This is a genomic window from Streptomyces endophytica (assembly GCF_026153355.1).
In the GTDB taxonomy this organism is placed as follows: Bacteria; Actinomycetota; Actinomycetes; order Streptomycetales; family Streptomycetaceae; genus Streptomyces; species Streptomyces endophytica.
In genome coordinates this window covers 5,966,624-5,982,593 of the sequence record NZ_CP110636.1, presented here as the reverse complement: position 1 = coordinate 5,982,593, position 15,970 = coordinate 5,966,624, and the positions used below count along the sequence as shown (strand labels likewise).

At 73.5% G+C, this 15,970-nt stretch carries 10 protein-coding genes and 2 pseudogenes; 4 read left to right on the top strand and 8 right to left on the bottom strand.

The window, feature by feature from the left end:
- Nucleotides 1-15: 15 nt before the first annotated feature.
- A complete protein-coding gene (locus tag OJ254_RS26760) occupies nucleotides 16-1,059 on the top strand; it encodes a 2-hydroxyacid dehydrogenase (RefSeq protein WP_265364421.1) in 1,044 nt (347 codons plus the stop codon).
- Nucleotides 1,060-1,134: 75 nt separating this feature from the next.
- Here the strand turns inward: OJ254_RS26760 and lysX are convergent, their stop codons facing one another.
- Entirely contained in the window at nucleotides 1,135-4,452 is a 3,318-nt protein-coding gene (gene lysX, locus OJ254_RS26755; protein WP_265364420.1) for a bifunctional lysylphosphatidylglycerol synthetase/lysine--tRNA ligase LysX, read from the bottom strand.
- A gap of 4 nt (nucleotides 4,453-4,456) precedes the next feature.
- Complete coding sequence (locus OJ254_RS26750) at nucleotides 4,457-5,023, bottom strand: Ig-like domain-containing protein (RefSeq protein ID WP_265364419.1); 567 nt, start codon at nucleotides 5,021-5,023, stop codon at nucleotides 4,457-4,459.
- A 367-nt stretch (nucleotides 5,024-5,390) separates the two neighbouring features.
- Between OJ254_RS26750 and OJ254_RS26745 the strand changes: the two are divergent.
- Together OJ254_RS26745 and OJ254_RS26740 are read left to right on the top strand one after the other, a co-directional pair.
- Nucleotides 5,391-5,584, top strand: a pseudogene (locus OJ254_RS26745) (hypothetical protein).
- On the top strand, nucleotides 5,581-6,762 hold the full coding sequence (locus OJ254_RS26740; RefSeq protein ID WP_265364418.1) for an MFS transporter: 1,182 nt from the start codon (nucleotides 5,581-5,583) through the stop codon (nucleotides 6,760-6,762). Before OJ254_RS26745 ends, OJ254_RS26740 begins: the two are co-directional and overlap by 4 nt.
- Before the next feature lie 90 nt (nucleotides 6,763-6,852).
- Here OJ254_RS26740 and OJ254_RS26735 read toward each other — a convergent pair whose 3' ends face one another.
- Nucleotides 6,853-8,040 (bottom strand): phosphodiester glycosidase family protein, encoded by a 1,188-nt coding sequence (locus OJ254_RS26735; protein ID WP_341483736.1) that lies wholly within the window; start codon nucleotides 8,038-8,040, stop codon nucleotides 6,853-6,855.
- Between the two features lie 158 nt (nucleotides 8,041-8,198).
- Here OJ254_RS26735 and OJ254_RS26730 point away from each other — a divergent pair, with 158 nt between their 5' ends.
- A complete protein-coding gene (locus OJ254_RS26730; protein ID WP_265364417.1) occupies nucleotides 8,199-9,068 on the top strand; it encodes a phosphatidylinositol-specific phospholipase C/glycerophosphodiester phosphodiesterase family protein in 870 nt (289 codons plus the stop codon).
- An 11-nt stretch (nucleotides 9,069-9,079) separates the two neighbouring features.
- Here the strand turns inward: OJ254_RS26730 and OJ254_RS26725 are convergent, their stop codons facing one another.
- The 5 genes and pseudogenes from OJ254_RS26725 to xylB form a co-directional block, all read right to left on the bottom strand.
- Nucleotides 9,080-9,721, bottom strand: a complete 642-nt coding sequence (locus OJ254_RS26725; RefSeq protein WP_265364416.1) for an N-acetylmuramoyl-L-alanine amidase — start codon at nucleotides 9,719-9,721, stop codon at nucleotides 9,080-9,082.
- A gap of 241 nt (nucleotides 9,722-9,962) precedes the next feature.
- Nucleotides 9,963-11,377, bottom strand: a pseudogene (locus tag OJ254_RS26720) (family 2B encapsulin nanocompartment shell protein).
- A 96-nt stretch (nucleotides 11,378-11,473) separates the two neighbouring features.
- On the bottom strand, nucleotides 11,474-12,886 hold the full coding sequence (locus OJ254_RS26715) for a family 2B encapsulin nanocompartment shell protein (RefSeq protein ID WP_265365320.1): 1,413 nt from the start codon (nucleotides 12,884-12,886) through the stop codon (nucleotides 11,474-11,476).
- 154 nt (nucleotides 12,887-13,040) lie between these two features.
- Nucleotides 13,041-14,327, bottom strand: a complete 1,287-nt coding sequence (locus OJ254_RS26710) for an ROK family transcriptional regulator (RefSeq protein WP_265364415.1) — start codon at nucleotides 14,325-14,327, stop codon at nucleotides 13,041-13,043.
- A gap of 61 nt (nucleotides 14,328-14,388) precedes the next feature.
- Complete coding sequence (gene xylB, locus OJ254_RS26705) at nucleotides 14,389-15,819, bottom strand: xylulokinase (protein WP_265364414.1); 1,431 nt, start codon at nucleotides 15,817-15,819, stop codon at nucleotides 14,389-14,391.
- Between the last annotated feature and the right edge of the window lie 151 nt (nucleotides 15,820-15,970).

Sequence of the window (15,970 nt, the reverse complement as noted above, 5' to 3'; positions counted from 1 at the left end):
GGAGAAGAAGACCCCATGAGCACCACCGTCCTCGCCGCCGGCAACCACTTCATCCGCCCGGGCCTGTTCGCCGAGGCCGTGCGCGCGGCCGCCGGGGACACCCCGCTGGACATCCGCGAGCTCCGCTACGACTGGCCGCACACCCCCTTCGGCCCGGTCGGTGAGGTCATCGAGGCCTCCGGCACCGAGGACGAGATGATCGAGGCGCTGCGCGGCGTCGAGATCTGCGTCACCGAGCACGGCCCGCTCACCGAGCGGATCCTCGCCCACTGCCCGGACCTCAAGCTGTTCTGCACCAGCCGCGGCGGCCCGGTCAACGTCAACCTCGAAGCCGCCACCCGGCACGGCGTCCCGGTCTGCCACGCCCCGGGCCGCAACGCCACCGCCACCGCGGAGCACACCCTCACCCTGATGCTGGCCGCCGCCCGCGGCGTCGGCGACACCCACACGGATCTGCGCCGGGGAGTCTGGCGCGGCGACTACTACGACTACGACCGCTGCGGCATCGAGATCGACGGCGCCACCGTCGGCCTGATCGGCTACGGCGCCATCGGCAGCCGGGTCGCCAAGGTCCTGGCCGCGATGGGCGCCCACGTCCTGGTCCACGACCCGTACGTCCGTCCCGAGGCCCTCGCCGGCGTCGCCGAGCAGGTCACCCTCGACGAACTGCTCGGCCGCTCCCGCATCGTCTCGCTGCACGCCCGGGTCACCGACGAGACCCGCGGCATGATCGGCCGCGAGCAGCTCGCCGCGATGCGCCGCGGCGCGATCCTGGTCAACTGCGCCCGCGGCGCGCTCCTCGACTACGACGCGGTGTGCGACGCCCTGGACGCCGGGCAACTGGCCGGCGCGGCCTTCGACGTCTTCCCCGAGGAGCCGCTGCCGGCCGGCTCCCGGCTGCTGACCGCCCCCGGCGTGGTGCTCACCCCGCACATCGCGGGCGGCAGCCAGGAGGTCGCGCACAAGGCGGCCCGGATCGTCGCCGAGGAGGTCGGCCGCCACCTGCGCGGCGAGGCGCTGGTGCACTGCGCCAACCCCGAGGTATTCCAGGGGAGTTGAGCGCGCCCCGCGGTAGGCGAGAGGCCACCACCCCGAGGGTGGTGGCCTTCTCACGTGTGCTGCGCCGGCTCCGGCTCAGCGCCGCCGGACCAGCGGGAACGGCAGCGTCTCGCGGATCGACAGACCGGTCAGGAACATCACCAGCCGGTCCACGCCGATGCCCAGACCACCGGTCGGCGGCATCGCGTACTCCAGCGCCTGGAGGAAGTCCTCGTCCAGTTCCATCGCCTCCGGGTCACCGCCGGCCGCCAGCAGCGACTGCGCGGTCAGCCGCCGCCGCTGCTCGACCGGGTCGGTCAGCTCCGAGTAGGCGGTGCCCAGTTCGGTGCCGAACGCGACCAGGTCCCAGCGCTCGGCGAGCCGCGGGTCCTTGCGGTGCTGCCGGGTCAGCGGCGAGACATCGGTGGGGAAGTCCTTGTAGAACGTGGGGAGCTGGGTCTTCTCCTCCACCAGGCGCTCGTACATCTCCAGCACGATGTCGCCGCGGCCCATCTCCGGCTTCACCGGCACCGCCGCGGCACCGCACAGCCGGCGCAGCCGATCCGCCTCGGTGTCCGCGTCGACCTCCTCGCCGAGCGCCTCGGAGATCGCGCCGTATACCGTCTTGACCGGCCAGATCCCCGAGATGTCGTGCTCGACGAGCTTGCCGTGGGCGTCCGCCTTGCGGGCGGTGGCGCTGCCGAACGCGGCGATCGCGGCGCCCTGGATCAGCTCCCGGGTCAGGTCGAGCATCACGTCGTAGTCGGCGAACGCCTGGTACGCCTCCAGCATCGTGAACTCGGGGTTGTGCTTGTACGAGATGCCCTCGTTGCGGAACGTCCGCCCCATCTCGAAGACCTTCTCCATACCGCCCACGCACAGCCGCTTCAGATACAGCTCCGGTGCGATGCGCAGGTACAGGTCGAGGTCGTAGGCGTTGATGTGGGTGTGGAACGGGCGGGCGTTGGCGCCGCCGTGGATCTGCTGGAGCATCGGCGTCTCGACCTCCAGGTAACCCCGGTCGATCAGCCCCTGGCGCAGTGCCTGCACGGCCGTGCTGCGGGCCCGTACGGTCTCCCGGGCGTCCGGCGAGACGACCAGGTCCACATAGCGCTGGCGGACCTTGGCCTCCGGGTCGGACAGTCCGCGCCGCTTGTCGGGCAGCGGCCGCAGGCACTTGGCGGTCAGCCGCCACTGCGTGACGAACACGGTCAGCTCACCGCGGTCGCTGGCGCCGATCTCGCCCTCGGCCTCGACGTGGTCGCCCAGGTCGATGTCCGAACCGAACCGGTCCAGCAGCTCCTTGCCGGCGCCGTCCCGGGTCAGCGCGATCTGCAGATCGCCGGACCAGTCGCGCAGCTCCGCGAAGACCACACCGCCGTGGTCGCGGGTGCGCAGCACCCGGCCGGCGATGGTGACGGCCTTGCCGGTCCGGACCCCGGCCGCGAGCTCCGGGTACTCGGCGCGGACCTCGCCCAGGGTGTGCGTGCGCGTCACGCCCACCGGGTACGGGTCGGTGCCGTCCGCGCGCAGCCGCTCCAGCTTGCGGTGGCGCACCCGCACCTGCTCGGGCAGCGCGGCCAGTTCCCGCTCGTGCAGCTCCTCCTCGGTGGCCGGCGCCGCCTGCACCAGACCGAGCTCGTCCAGCGACGGCAGGCCGGCGGTGCTCGCCGGGGCCAGCATCCGCTTCTTGTGGCCCTTGCCCCACAGCTTGCCCAGGCTCGGTACGGCCACGAAGCCCTCGGCGATACCGGAGGCCAGGCCGATCCGGGCCAGCGCGCCGGCGTCCGCGTAGCACAGGAACCGCGGGTACCACTCGGGGTTGTACTTGGCGTTGGAGCGGTAGAGCGCCTCCAGCTGCCACCACTTGGAGAAGAACAGCAGCAGCCGGCGCCAGAACTTCAGCACCGGGCCGGCACCGATCCGCGCGCCCTCCTCGAAGGCGGAACGGAACACCGCGAAGTTCAGCGAGATCCGGCGCACGCCGAACGACCCGGCCTGGGCGCACAGCCGGGCCACCATGAATTCCATGACGCCGTTGGGCGCGGTGCGGTCGCGGCGCATCACGTCCAGCGAGATGCCGTCCGGGCCCCAGGGGACGAAGGACAGCAGCGCGATCATGTTGCCGTCGCCGTCGAACGCCTCGGCCAGCAGGCAGTCCCCGTCCTCCGGGTCGCCGAGCCGGTCCAGCGCCATCGAGAAGCCGCGCTCGGTCTCGGTGTCCCGCCAGGCGTCCGCCCGGTGGATGACCTCCTGCATCTCCGCGTCGGTCAGCGCCGAGTGCCGGCGCACCCGGAAGGTCGCGCCGGTCCGCTCGACGCGGTTGACGGCCTGGCGGGTCACCCGCATCTCCCGGCCGTCCAGGTCGAAGTCCTTCACGTGCAGGATCGCCTCGTCGCCGAGCTGGAGCGCGCCCAGCCCGCTGCGGGCGAACGCCTTGGCGCCGCTCTCGCTGGCGCCCATCACGGCCGGCTGCCAGCCGTACCGTCCGGCGACCTCCAGCCAGGCCTCGATCGCCTGCGTCCACGCCTCCCGGTCACCGACCGGGTCACCGCTGGCCAGGCAGACGCCGGCCTCGACGCGGTAGGTGACGGCGGCCTTGCCGCTGGGGGAGAAGACCACGGCCTTGTCGCGGCGGGTGGCGAAGTAGCCGAGCGAGTCCTGGCTGCCGTAACGGTCCAGCAGCGCCCGGATCCGGGCCTCCTCGTCACCGTGCAGCGCGGCCTCCATGCGCTGCGAACGGAACAGCGCGGCCGCGGCGTTCAGCAGCGCCAGCGCGCCCAGCAGCCCCAGGACCGTGCTGGTCCAGTGCGGCGGATGGCCCTCGACCAGCCGGCCGCCGACCAGCCCGCCGCAGACCCGGTTCGCGGCCCACAGCAGGCGGTTGCCGCCGCCGGCCTCCAGCGTGCCGGGCGCCAGCGTCACCAGCCCCCAGCCGATCAGCACCGCCACCACGAGCCCGCCGATCAGCACCCCGATGGCGCGCAGGAACGCACCGCGCCGGGTGATCGCGTAGAACTCACGGTGCGAGACGAGCAGCAGCACCAGGGCGCCGGCGCACAGCACCAGCGAGATGGCGAACTCCCAGTAGCCCGCGGCCAGGAACAGGGCGTCGGCGAGGGTGACCAGCACCATGTAGGCGACGACGAACCACAGCGCCACGCGTTTGCGCGCGGTCATCGCCGCGGCCAGGAGGAAGAGGAACGCCGCGTAGGCGAAGTTCGGCGCCACCGGGATCGTGAGCGTGTCCAGCCAGTAGATCACCGGATGGAGTCCGCGCCGGAGGGGCCCGATCAGCGCCGTCAGGGCGCAGAAGAGCCCCAGCACGCTGAAGATGATGGCGAAGCCGTTCGGGACGCGACGCCGGAAGCGCCGCCACCCCGTGAGTTGATCCTGGTCCTGCACGGTGCTCATTCCGTCACACTAGGCTCTGAAAGGGGTCAGCTGCTCGACGCGAGGGTGCGGTTCCCCGCCCACCGGGCACGGGCTCGGCATTCCAGTCTCCGATCCCGATGGTCGTATCGTCTTTCCCTCGTACGGAGGATGCGGTGACTGTACTGGGTTCACCCACCCGGACCTTGCCACAATCCCGCGCCGGAGCCGAGTCGGTGCATGTCCGGCCGATCGTGAGGTTCGGGTCATCGGCCGTCGCGAGGTGACGGCCGCCGCCCGAGGCCACCCCGTCCGGCGCGACCGCCGGTTCGTCGAGCCGGGCCGCCGTCGCCGTGGTCAGCGATTCCTTGGCCGCGCCCTGGCCGCCCCGGTCGTCCTTCGTCCGGGCGAGGACGGAGTACCGGGTGTCCGGCGCGGCCGGCGCGCTGGCGGTCCATACGGTTCCGCCGCCGCCGAGACCGCCGGGCAGTCGCCGCCCCCGGGGGTCGGCGACCGTCACCTCGGTCAGCACCCCGCCCTGCACGGTCACCCGCAGCCGGTCGCCGGCCTGGACGGTCCGGGTCCCGTTCGCCGCGCCCAGCGTCACCCGCACCGGAGAACCCTGGGCGCCCGGCGCCGCGCCGACCCCGCACGCGGTGAGCGTGCCCGCGCCGACCACCCCGGCCAGGGCGAGTGCGGCGCGCCAGGGCCTGCGGCGGGGGAGGGGCGAAGGGGCATGGGGGTCCGTCTGAGGTCAGGGAGGGGCGGCGATGTTCGGCCGCTAAGACGGGCAATGCCGCGACTCCGTTGCGGGGAGTGATGTGATCCACGTCACTGCCGCCGGGTGTCCTTCCCGGCCGGTGACCCGTAGTGAACACCCGGATGGAGCATCGGGCCTCGAACCGGACATACCCCGAAATACGCCAAACTGGCCACCCCTTGCCGTCCGTTCGGGCGGCGGTTGAGGAGGTGTGCGTCCCATGGCGATTTCCATCTCGGTCGTACTGCTGCTGCTGACCCTGACCGTGATCTTCCTGCGCAGCGGAAAGCTCAAGTTCTCGCACGCCCTCGTGTGCGCACTGCTCGGCTTCTACCTCGCGAGCAGCAGCCTGGCCCCGGACATCCACCAGGGCTGGCCGGCGCCGCCGACGTGGTGAGCAGTGTGCGCCCGTGACCCTGGCGGCCTACCGGAACCTCGCGGTCGCCACCCTCGGCTTCACCGTCACCTTCTGGGCGTGGAACCTCATCTCCCCGCTCGGCAACGTCTTCAAGAGCGGCCTCGGCCTGACCGACGTCCAGGTGTCGGCCCTGGTGGCGGTGCCGGTGCTGGTCGGCTCCCTGGGGCAGGTCCCGGTCGGCGCGCTCACCGACCGCTATGGGGCCCGGGTGATGTTCCCGCTGGTCTCGACGCTGACCATCGTGCCCGTGCTGCTGCTGATCCCCGCCAAGCACTCCTACGGCGCGCTGCTCGGCACCGGCTTCCTGCTCGGCCTGGGCGGCACCACCTTCGCCATCGGCATCCCGCTCGTCAACGCCTGGTTCCCGCCCCGCAAGCGGGGGCTGGCCCTGGGGATCTTCGGGATGGGCATGGGCGGCATCGCCCTCTCCGCCTATCTGACCCCCCGCATCCACCACTACGACGAGAACCTGCCCTATCTCGTCGTCGCCGTGGGCCTCGCCCTCTTCGCCGTCGTCGGCGCCCTGATGATCAGCGACCACCCGAGCCGGCCGGTGCCCGAGACCCCGCTCGCCACCCGGCTCGGCCAGGCCGGCCGGCTGCGCGCCACCTGGGAGCTGGCCGCGCTGTACGCGATCGGCTTCGGCGGCATCGTCGCGTTCGGCGTCTACCTCCCGACCTACCTGCAGACCTGGTACCACCTCGACGTCACCGACGCGGGCACCAAGGCGGCCGGCTTCGCGCTGGTCACGGTGGCCTTCCGGCCGATCGGCGGCTGGTGCTCGGACCGGGTGCACCCGGCCGTCGTCACCGCCGGGGCGCTCGGCACGGTCGCCGTGCTCGCCGTCGTCCAGGCCTTCGACCCGCCGCTGGACCCGGTCGGCACCTTCGACTTCCTGGTCATGGCGGCCGGCCTCGGCGTGGCCAGCGGCTCGGTCTTCGCGCTGGTCTCCCGGGTGACGCCGCAGGCCGGGGTCGGCAGCGTCACCGGCATCGTCGGCGCCACCGGCGGCCTCGGCGGCTTCGTCCCGCCGCTGGTCATGGGCGCCGTCTACAGCGCCAAGGGCAGCTACTCGATCGGCTTCATGCTGCTCTCCGACCTGGCGCTGGCCGGCTGTGTGTACGCCGTGGGCCGGATGCGCGCCGCGGGGGCCGGGCGCGCCGGGAGGACGTGACCGCCGGGCGGGCGTGACGGACGGGCGGGCGTGCGCGGTGGCGGGCCCGGCGGCGTGGGGTGCGTCCGGCCGGGCGCACCGCTCCGCCGCTCACCCGAGGGAGAAGATCCCCACGCCGTTCGCCACCGGGCGCTCCGCCCCGCCCGACGGATGGTTGCGCACCACGACCCCGTCACCGGTGCCGTCGTCCGTCACCAGCGTCGAGGACCCCCCGCCGTCCAGGTTCATCGCCTCCTCGGACCCCAACTGCGCCATCAGCACACCGAGTTCACTCACCGTCAATCCGGTCTGGCCGCGCGCGCCGTCCAGCGCCAGCAGATACAGCACCCGCCCACCGGGTGCGATCCCCGCGGCGGTCCGCACCGCCACCGCGACGGTGTCCAGTCCGGCCACCGGCCGTGCGTCCCGGACGATCGGGAAACCGCCCACCGCGAACCGCAGCGGCACCGGCCCCTCGCCGGCCAGCCGGTAGCCCACCCGCAACGGCTCCCCGAGGTGCAGTTTGCGCAACTGCCGTGCGCCCTCCTCCCGGCCCACCAGCACCACGCTCCCCGCGGCCACCCCGCCGGCGCCCGGAGCGTCCTCGATCGCCGTCACCCGGCCGTACCGGACCGTGACCTCCGCGGTGTCCGTGCTGCACGGCGCCGCCCGCTCGGTGTCCGTCCCGCAGACGGCCCGCTCCCGGGACGCCGGGCCCCACTGCGGGGTGTACGCGCCGATGCCGTCCTCCGGCAGCGCGTACTGGTTGAGCCCGCGCAGCGGCAGCCCGCCCTCGGGGGTCAGTGCCACGCCCCGCAGGGTGAGCCGGTCCAGCCGCGCCCGGCGGTCGTAGCCCACGCCGAGGACGTCCTCGGTGCTGGCACCCGGCGGCAGTACGGGCCCGAAGCGCTGCCCGTCGGGGACCGCCGCCTTCAGCTGCCGGCCGGAGACCACGGCCGGGCCGTCCGGGGCGCCGGTGGCCTCCACGCCCGGATGCTGGGTCTCGGTGATGTGGAAGAAGTCCCCGTTGACGGCCGCTACCGCACCCCGCGCCGCGGCCAGCCGGGACACCGGCGCCCGGGCCCCGACCACGCCCGGGTACAGCAGGTCCACCGAGACCCGCGGATCGCCCAGATCGACCGTCAGCAGATGTCCGTGCACCACCCCGCGCGGCACCGTCATCCGGAATTCGCCGTACGCCACACCGGGCGCCACCGGCAGGGCACCGGAGCGGCGCAGGCTGGGGCCCGCCGCGGTGGCCGGGCCCCGCCCGCCATTCCGCCGGCCAGCACGCCCCACACCGCCAGCACCGTCAGTACCGCGCGAACCCGACCGAATCGCTGCTTCACGATTGCCCCTGACGTCACGTCAACTGCACCGGGTACCAGAGACGTTCACCGCGCCACGTGCATGCGGCACGCCCCACTATGGACCGCTCACTATGACCTGGAGATGTCATGAATCCGTACACCCGCAGAACGGCCGTCGTGTCGCTGGGCGCCGCCCTGGTGGCGGGTCTGACCGCACCGGCCGCCGCCCGTGACACCACCGCCCGCGGCCCCGTCGTGCGTCCCGCCGTCCCGGTGCCGCTGGCGCGCGCCCACGCCCACAACGACTATGTGCATCCGCGGCCGCTCCTCGACGCCCTGGAGCACGGTTTCGGCAGCGTGGAGGCGGACATCTGGCTGGTCGACGGGCGGCTGCTGGTGGGGCACGAGGAGGGCGACCTCGACCCGGCCCGCACCCTCCAGTCGCTCTACCTCGACCCGCTGCGCCGGCGGATCCGCGCCCAGGGCGGCACGGTCTACCGCGGGTCGCGGCTGTCCCTCCAGCTGCTCATCGACATCAAGACCGCCGGCGACCCCACCTACCGCGCACTGTCTCCCGTGCTGCGCCGCTACCGGGACCTGCTGAGCGGGTACCGGGCCGGCCGGGTGCGGCGCGGTCCGGTCACCGCGGTGATCTCCGGGGACCGGGCCGCCCGGGCGCCCATGGCGGCCGAACGGGAGCGCCACGCCTTCTACGACGGGCGCCCCGAGGACCTCGGCACCCCCGCCCCGGCGTCCTTCGCCCCGCTGGTCTCCGCCTCCTGGACGGACACCTTCGGCTGGCAGGGTGTGGGGCCGATGCCCGGTCACGAGCGGGAGCTGTTGCGGCGGTTGGTGGCCGCGGCACACGCCGAGCGGCGCAGGCTGCGCTTCTGGGCCACGCCGGACGCGCCCGGACCGGCCCGCGAGGCGGTCTGGACGGCGCTGCTGCGGGCCGGCGTGGACCACCTCAACTCGGACGACCTCGCCGGACTGGAGCGCTTCCTGCGGACCGCGTGACGCGCGCCGGGTCATCTCCGGTGCCGCCAGGACGCCTCGGTGACCAGCTGCAGGTAGTGCGCCCAGTCCCAGTACTCGCCCGGGTCGGTGTGGTCGGAGCCGGGGACCTCGACGTGGCCGATGATGTGCTCGCGGTCCTTGGGGATCCCGTAGCGGTCGCAGACGGCGGCGGTGAGCCGGGCGGAGCGCTCGTAGAGGACGTCGGTGAACCACGTCGGGTCGTCGATCCAGCCCTCGTGCTCGATGCCGATGCTGCGGGTGTTGTAGTCCCAGTTGCCGGCGTGCCAGGCGACGTTGCGTTCGGTGACGCACTGGGCGAGGTGGCCGTCGGAGGAGCGGACGACGTAGTGGGCGGCGGCCTTGTGCGTGGAGTCCTGGAACAGCCGGAGGGTGTCCTCGTAGGTCTCCTGCGTCACGTGGATCACGACCATCTCGATCGGGTACTGGTCCGGGCGTTTCGCGGCGGTGAAGTTGGACTTGCTGGCCGGGATCCATTCGACCGGGGGGTAGCCGTCGCCGCCGCGCGGTGTCCGGGGGCGCGGGGCGGCCAGGGCGGCGGACGCGGCGAGCGGGGCGAGGGCGGCGGACGCGGCGAGCGCGGCCGCGCCGGTGATCAGGCGCCGGCGGGCGGGACGGGGGTGGCGGGGCTCCATGTGAACTCCTGACAAGGACCGAGGATGGTCGCGTACATGTCACGCACATGCGATGCGTTCATCATGCGCAACCGGGCAGGTCCTGCCAAGGGCATGGCCGGGCCGCCAATGGCTCGACCAAAGGCGGCAACGGCGCAGGTCACGAGATGGGGTCACACCTGATCGGCCGTCACCCGGGTGCCGCGTCCGGGTCCCTGAAGGGACGGGCCCGGACGCGGCACGTACGGAGGCGCCCCGCCGGTCAGTGGCCGATCTCGACGTCCTCCAGGATGCCGAGCGCGTCCGGCACCAGCACGGCCGCCGAGAAGTACGCGCTGACCAGGTAGTTGATGACCGCCTGGTCGTTGATGCCCATGAAGCGGACGGACAGGCCGGGCTGGTACTCGTCCGGGATGCCGGTCTGGTGCAGCCCGATCACGCCCTGGTTCTCCTCGCCGACCCGCAGCGCCAGGATCGAGCTGGTCTGGTCCGGGGTGATCGGGATCTTGTTGCAGGGCAGCAGCGGGATGCCCCGCCAGGCCCGCACCTCCCCGCCCTCGAACGGGACGGTGCTGGGGTAGATCCCCCGGGCGTTCCACTCCCGCCCGATGGCGGCGATGGTGCGCGGATGCGCCAGCAGGAACTGCGTCTTGCGGCGCCGGGAGATCAGCTCGTCGAGGTCGTCGGGGGTGGGCGGTCCGGTGCGGGTGTGGATGCGCTGCTTGAGGTCGGCGTTGTGCAGCAGCCCGAACTCGCGGTTGTTGATCATCTCGTGTTCCTGGCGCTCGCGCAGCGCCTCCACGGTCAGCCGCAACTGCTGGTCCAGCTGGTTCATCGGCCCGTTGTAGAGGTCGGCGACCCGCGAGTGCACCTTCAACACCGTCTGCGCCACGCCGAGTTCGTACTCCCGCGGCGTCAGTTCGTAGTCCGCGAAGGTGCTCGGCAGCGCCGGCTCGCCGACATGGCCGGCGGCCAGCTCGATGGCCGCCTCACCGTGCTTGTTCTGCGCCGGCACCAGCGCGCTACGGAACGCCTCGATGTGCGCCCGCAGTGAGTCGGACTCGCCCAGCACCGCTTCGAAGTCGCTGCGGTAGAGGGTCAGTGCGGTCACCCGGGTCACCGCGCGCACGGAGTGCTCCCACTCCGCGTCCCCGGACAGCAGCGCCGCCGCGCCGATGGCGTCACCGTCGGCCAGCGTGCCCAGGGACGTCTCGTCGCCGTACTTGCCGGCGCCGAGCCGGTCCAGCTTGCCGTGCGCGATCAGGATGACCCGGTCGGTCGGGCCGCCCCTACGGGCCAGCACGTCGCCCGGGGCGAACTCCCGCTGGACGAAGCGGCCGGCCAGCGTCTCCAGGGTCGGGGCGTCGGCATAGCCGCGCAGCGGCGCCAGTTCGCGCAGCTCGGCCGGGATCACCCGGACGTCGGTGCCGGTCGAGACGAACTCGATCCGCCCGTCGCCGAGGGTGTGCGTCAGTCGGCGGTTGACGCGGTAGGTGCCGCCGGAGACCTGTGTCCACGGCAGGACGCGCAGCAGCCAGCGGGACGAGATCCCTGCATCTGCGGCACGGTCTTGGTCGTGGTCGCCAGATTGCGGGCCGCGGCGGTGCCCAGGCTGGACGGACTCTGCTCGACCTCGGAGGGCTGCGGGCCGGACGTCGGGTCCACCGGTGTGGTCATGGAAGAAGCTCACCTGTTCTGTCGGTGCTGCGCTGTGCTGGTGCTACCGGGTGCGTGCGGATACGCGTGCTGCCGTGCTTTTCCTGCGGCGGCCGTTCACTGGCCGATCTGCACGTCGTCCAGCACGCCCAGCGCATCGGGCACGAGAATGGCCGCGGAATAGTAGGCGCTGACCAGATACTTGAGGACCGCCCGGTCGTCGATGCCCATATAGCGCACCGACAGCCCCGGCTCGTATTCATCGGGAATTCCGGTCTGGTGCAGGCCGACCACACCCTGCTTTTCTGCACCGGTGCGCAGTACCAGAATCGAGCTGGTGCGTTCCTTGGTGACCGGAATCTTGTTGCACGGGAAGATCGGCACCCCGCGCCAGGACGGCAGCGAATGCCCCATGAAATCCACCGCGGTCGGATACAGCCCGCGGGCGCTGCACTCCCGGCCGAAGGCGGCGATGGCCTGCGGATGGGCGAGCAGGAAGCCCGGGTCCTTCCAGACCGTCGCGAGCAGTTCGTCGAGGTCGTCGGGGGTGGGCGGTCCGGTGCGGGTGTGGATGCGCTGCTTGAGGTCGGCGTTGTGCAGCAGCCCGAACTCGCGGTTGTTGATCATCTCGTGCTCCTGGCGCTCGCGCAGCGCCTGGATCGTGAGCTTCAGCTGCTCCTCGACCTGGTTCATCGGGTCGCTGTAGAGGTCGCCGACCCGGCTGTGCGCGCGCAGCACCGTCTGGGCCACGCTGAGTTCGTACTCCCGCGGCGCCGCGTCGTAGTCGACGAAGGTGCCGGGGAGGGCCGGCTCGCCCTGGTGCCCGGACGCCACGGACACCGCCGACTCGCCGCTGTCGTTCGCCGGCCGGGAGGCGGACCGCTCGGCCGTCGCCAGGTGCTCGCGCAGCCCGGGGGAGCGGCCGATCACCTCCTGGCCCGCCTGCCGCGGCAGTGCCATGACCGTCACCCGGGTCACCGCGCGGTAGCTGAACTCCCAGGTCGCCCCGTCGGCGTCGAGCGGACCGGTGCCGAAATGGTCACCCCCGGCGAGCGCTTCCAGCACCGTCAGGTCGCCGTATTTGCCGGTGCCGATGCGGTCCACCCGGCCGTGCGCGATCAGCACCAGCCGGTCGTCCGGCGTGCCGGCCTCGGCGATCAGCTCGCCGGGCGCGTACTCGACCTGCGTGAACCGCTCGCCGAGCGCCGCCAGCACCTCCTGGTCGGTGAAGTCCCGCAGAGCGGGCAGTTCCCGCAGTTCCTCCGGGATGATCGAGACGTCGCCGCCGTTGATGTCGAAGTCGATGCGCCCGTCGCCGACGGTGTAGGTCAGCCGGCGGTTCACCCGGTACGTGCCACCCGACACCTGCACCCAGGGCAACAACCGCAGCAGCCAGCGGGAAGTGATTCCCTGCATCTGCGGCGCGGTTTTGGTGGTGGTCGCCAACTTCCGTGCGGCAGTGGTACTCAGACTGGAATTCTGGGATTCTTCCGCGCGGCTGGGAAGCGATTCGTCGGCAATCGTCACAATGCCACCTGTCTCATGGGAGGGTGCGATGCGGGACTGCCCCGGAACCGATTCGCAGCGGTCTCGCGGCAGCCCGCCGAACCGACGGTAGTCGTGCGCTTTTTATCGGCACAATCGCTCGATGGGGTGGCATGGAAATCTGTTTCCATGGAAAGGTTTAGCCGGTTCGGGCCGGGGGAGAGTCAGCCGGGGCACAGGAAGGGAAGGGGTCGTCCAGGACGCCTCGCAACGCCGCGTGCGCCGCCCCCAGCAGCGGCCCGTCCGCCCCCAGACGTGACACCGTCACCAACGGCCCGCCGGTCCGCGCCGGATCCGCCGCCACGGCCGTCCGCAGTGTCAACTCCCGTTCCAGCGACGGCAGGACCCAGGGCGCGAGCCCGGCCAGCGCACCTCCCAGGACGACCGCCCGGGGGTCGAGCAGATTCACCGCCCCGGCGAGCGCGATACCGAGCGCCGTCCCCGCCTCCTCCAGGGCCCGTACGGTGGCCGGGTCGCCGTCCGCCGCACGGCGCGCGAGCAGCGCGATCCGGGCCCCCGGCCCCGCCTGGCCGGCCGCCGCCTCCACGCCTGCCGCCCCGCTCGCCCGCAGCACGGCCGCTTCCCCCGCGTACTGCTCCAGGCACCCGCGGCCGCCGCAGTCGCACCGGCGGCCGTCCGGATACACCGGCACATGACCCAGCTCACCGGCGAACCCCCGTGCACCCCGCAGCAGTTGGCCGTCCACCACGACCGCCGCGCCGATCCCGGCCTCGGCCGAGACGTGGACGAAGTCCGGCGGCGGCCCCGGCCGCCCGCCGTCCGCACCGGCCGGCCGCAGTTCGGCCAGCGCCCCCAGGTTCGCCTCGTTCTCCACGGTCAGCGGCACGGCCGGGGAGCCCGCCGGGGCGGTCACCGGAGCCAGGCCCGGTGCCAGGTCCGCCGCCCGCCAGCCGAGGTTGGGCGCGTGCACGACGGTCGTCCCGCCGCGGGCCACCAGCCCCGGCACCGCCACCGCGAGCCCGGCCGGCCGCAGCCCCTCCCCGGCGATCCGCCCGGTCACCTCCGCGAGCAGCTCCCCGAGCCGCTCCAGTACGGGCCCGGGCGCGCTGTTCCGGTTCGCCGCGCCGACCGCCGCACGCGCCCGTATCCGGCCGCGCAGATCGATCGCGCACACCGCGAGGTGGTCCACGCCTATCTCCGCCCCGAGCCCCGCCGGGCCGCGGTCGCTGACCACCAGTTCGCTCCCCGGCCGGCCCCGGCCGCGGGGCGCCGCCGGCCCCGGCTCGACCAGCAGCCCGGCCCGCAGCAGCTCGTCCACCAGCGGCGCCACGCCCGCCCGGGTCAGCCCGATCCGCGCCGCCACCGCCGGCCGCGACAGCGGCCCGTGCGCCGCCACGGCCTGCAGCACCCGGGCGAGATTGCGCCGCCGGATGCCGGTCTGGGTGTCGCTGCCGGGCGGGGTCACGGGGCTCCTCGGAGGTGTCGGGTCACGGAGATGCCGGGCGCGGGCTGCGCCGGTGTACGGCTCAGCGCCGTAGCAGCGGCTCCGCGTCGGTGAGGGTCGCGGCCAGGCGGTCCAGGGCGGCGTCGTCCCGCGGCTGGGCCTCGTACTCCGTGCCGCGTGCGGTGCCCCACCGGCGGGCCACCGCCGCCGGGTCCTCGCCCAGCAGCAGCCCGGCCGCCTGGGCCGCCGCGCCGAGCGCGACCAGCTCCTGCGCCTCGGGCACCACCACCGGGCGGCCGGAGAGCCGGCGGACCGTCTCCCGCCAGGCCCGGCCCTTCGCGCCGCCGCCGATCAGCAGCAGCGGCGCCCCGGCCGTGGCGTCCGCGTCCAGCACTTGCTCCAGCGCCCGCAGCAGCGCGAAGACCGCGCCGTCGTAGGCCGCCTGGAGCAGCTGGCCGGCCGTGGTGTCGTGCCGCAGCCCGTGCATCAGGCCCGACGCCCCGGGCAGGTTCGGCGTGCGCTCCCCGTCCAGGAACGGCAGCACCACCACCTCGCCGCCCGCCTCCACGGCCTCCCGGTCGCGGCCCAGCAGCGCCGCCACCCGGTCCACGGCCAGCGTGCAGTTCAGGGTGCAGGCCAGCGGCAGCCAGTCGCCCCGGGCGTCGGCGAAACCGGCGACGGTGCCGGTCGGATCGGCCGGTCGGTGGGTGGAGACCGCGTAGACCGTCCCCGAGGTGCCCAGGCTCAGCACCGGCTGCCCGGGGCGCAGGCCGAGGCCGAGCGCGGCCGCCATGTTGTCGCCGGTGCCCGCGGCCACCAGGGCGCCCCGCGGCAGCGGCAGTTCCCCGGCGTGCACCGTCCCGGCGGCCTCACCCGGCTGCGCCACCCGGGGCAGCGCCTCCGGGGGCAGCCCGACGTGCGCCAGGATCTCGGTGTCGTACGCCCCGGTGGCGGAGGCCCACCAGCCCGTGCCGGAGGCGTCCCCGCGGTCGGTGACCGCCTCGCCGGTCAGCCGCCCGGTGAGGTAGTCGTGCGGCAGCCGCACCGCGGCGGTGGCGGCGGCCGCGGCCGGCTCGGTCTCCCGCAGCCAGGCCCACTTGGCCACCGTGAACGCCGGTCCCGGTACGCTCCCCACCCGGTCCGCCCAGGCCCGGGCGCCGCCCCGCTCGGCGATCAGCCGCTCGCTGTGGCCCGCGGCGCGGACGTCGTTCCACAGCAGGGCCGGCCGCACCGGGTCGCCGGCCGCGTCCAGCGTGACCAGCCCGTGCTGCTGCCCGGCGACCGACACCGCGGAGACCTGCCGGGCGGCGTCGCCGCACTGCGCCAGCGCCCCGCCCAGCGCCTCCCACCACTGCCGGGGGTCGCTCTCCTTGCCGGGGCCGCCGCCGACCGTGTGCGGCGCCTGCCCGCGCGCGACGACCACACCGGTCTCCGCGTCCACGACCAGCGTCTTCGTGGACTGCGTCGAGCTGTCCACGCCGAGGACGAGCGGTCCCGCTGCCTGTGCGCCCATCGTGCTCTCTCCCTTGACGGCCCGCTGCCACACAGCTGCGGAGCCTTCTCGCACGGTCTGCTTCCAGGGGGTTCCCCGGTGTGCCGCCGCATATTAGTTTGGCCGCCGCGGAATTTGTAAAGCGCCTTGACGAAATGGCCGAGGGAGATGC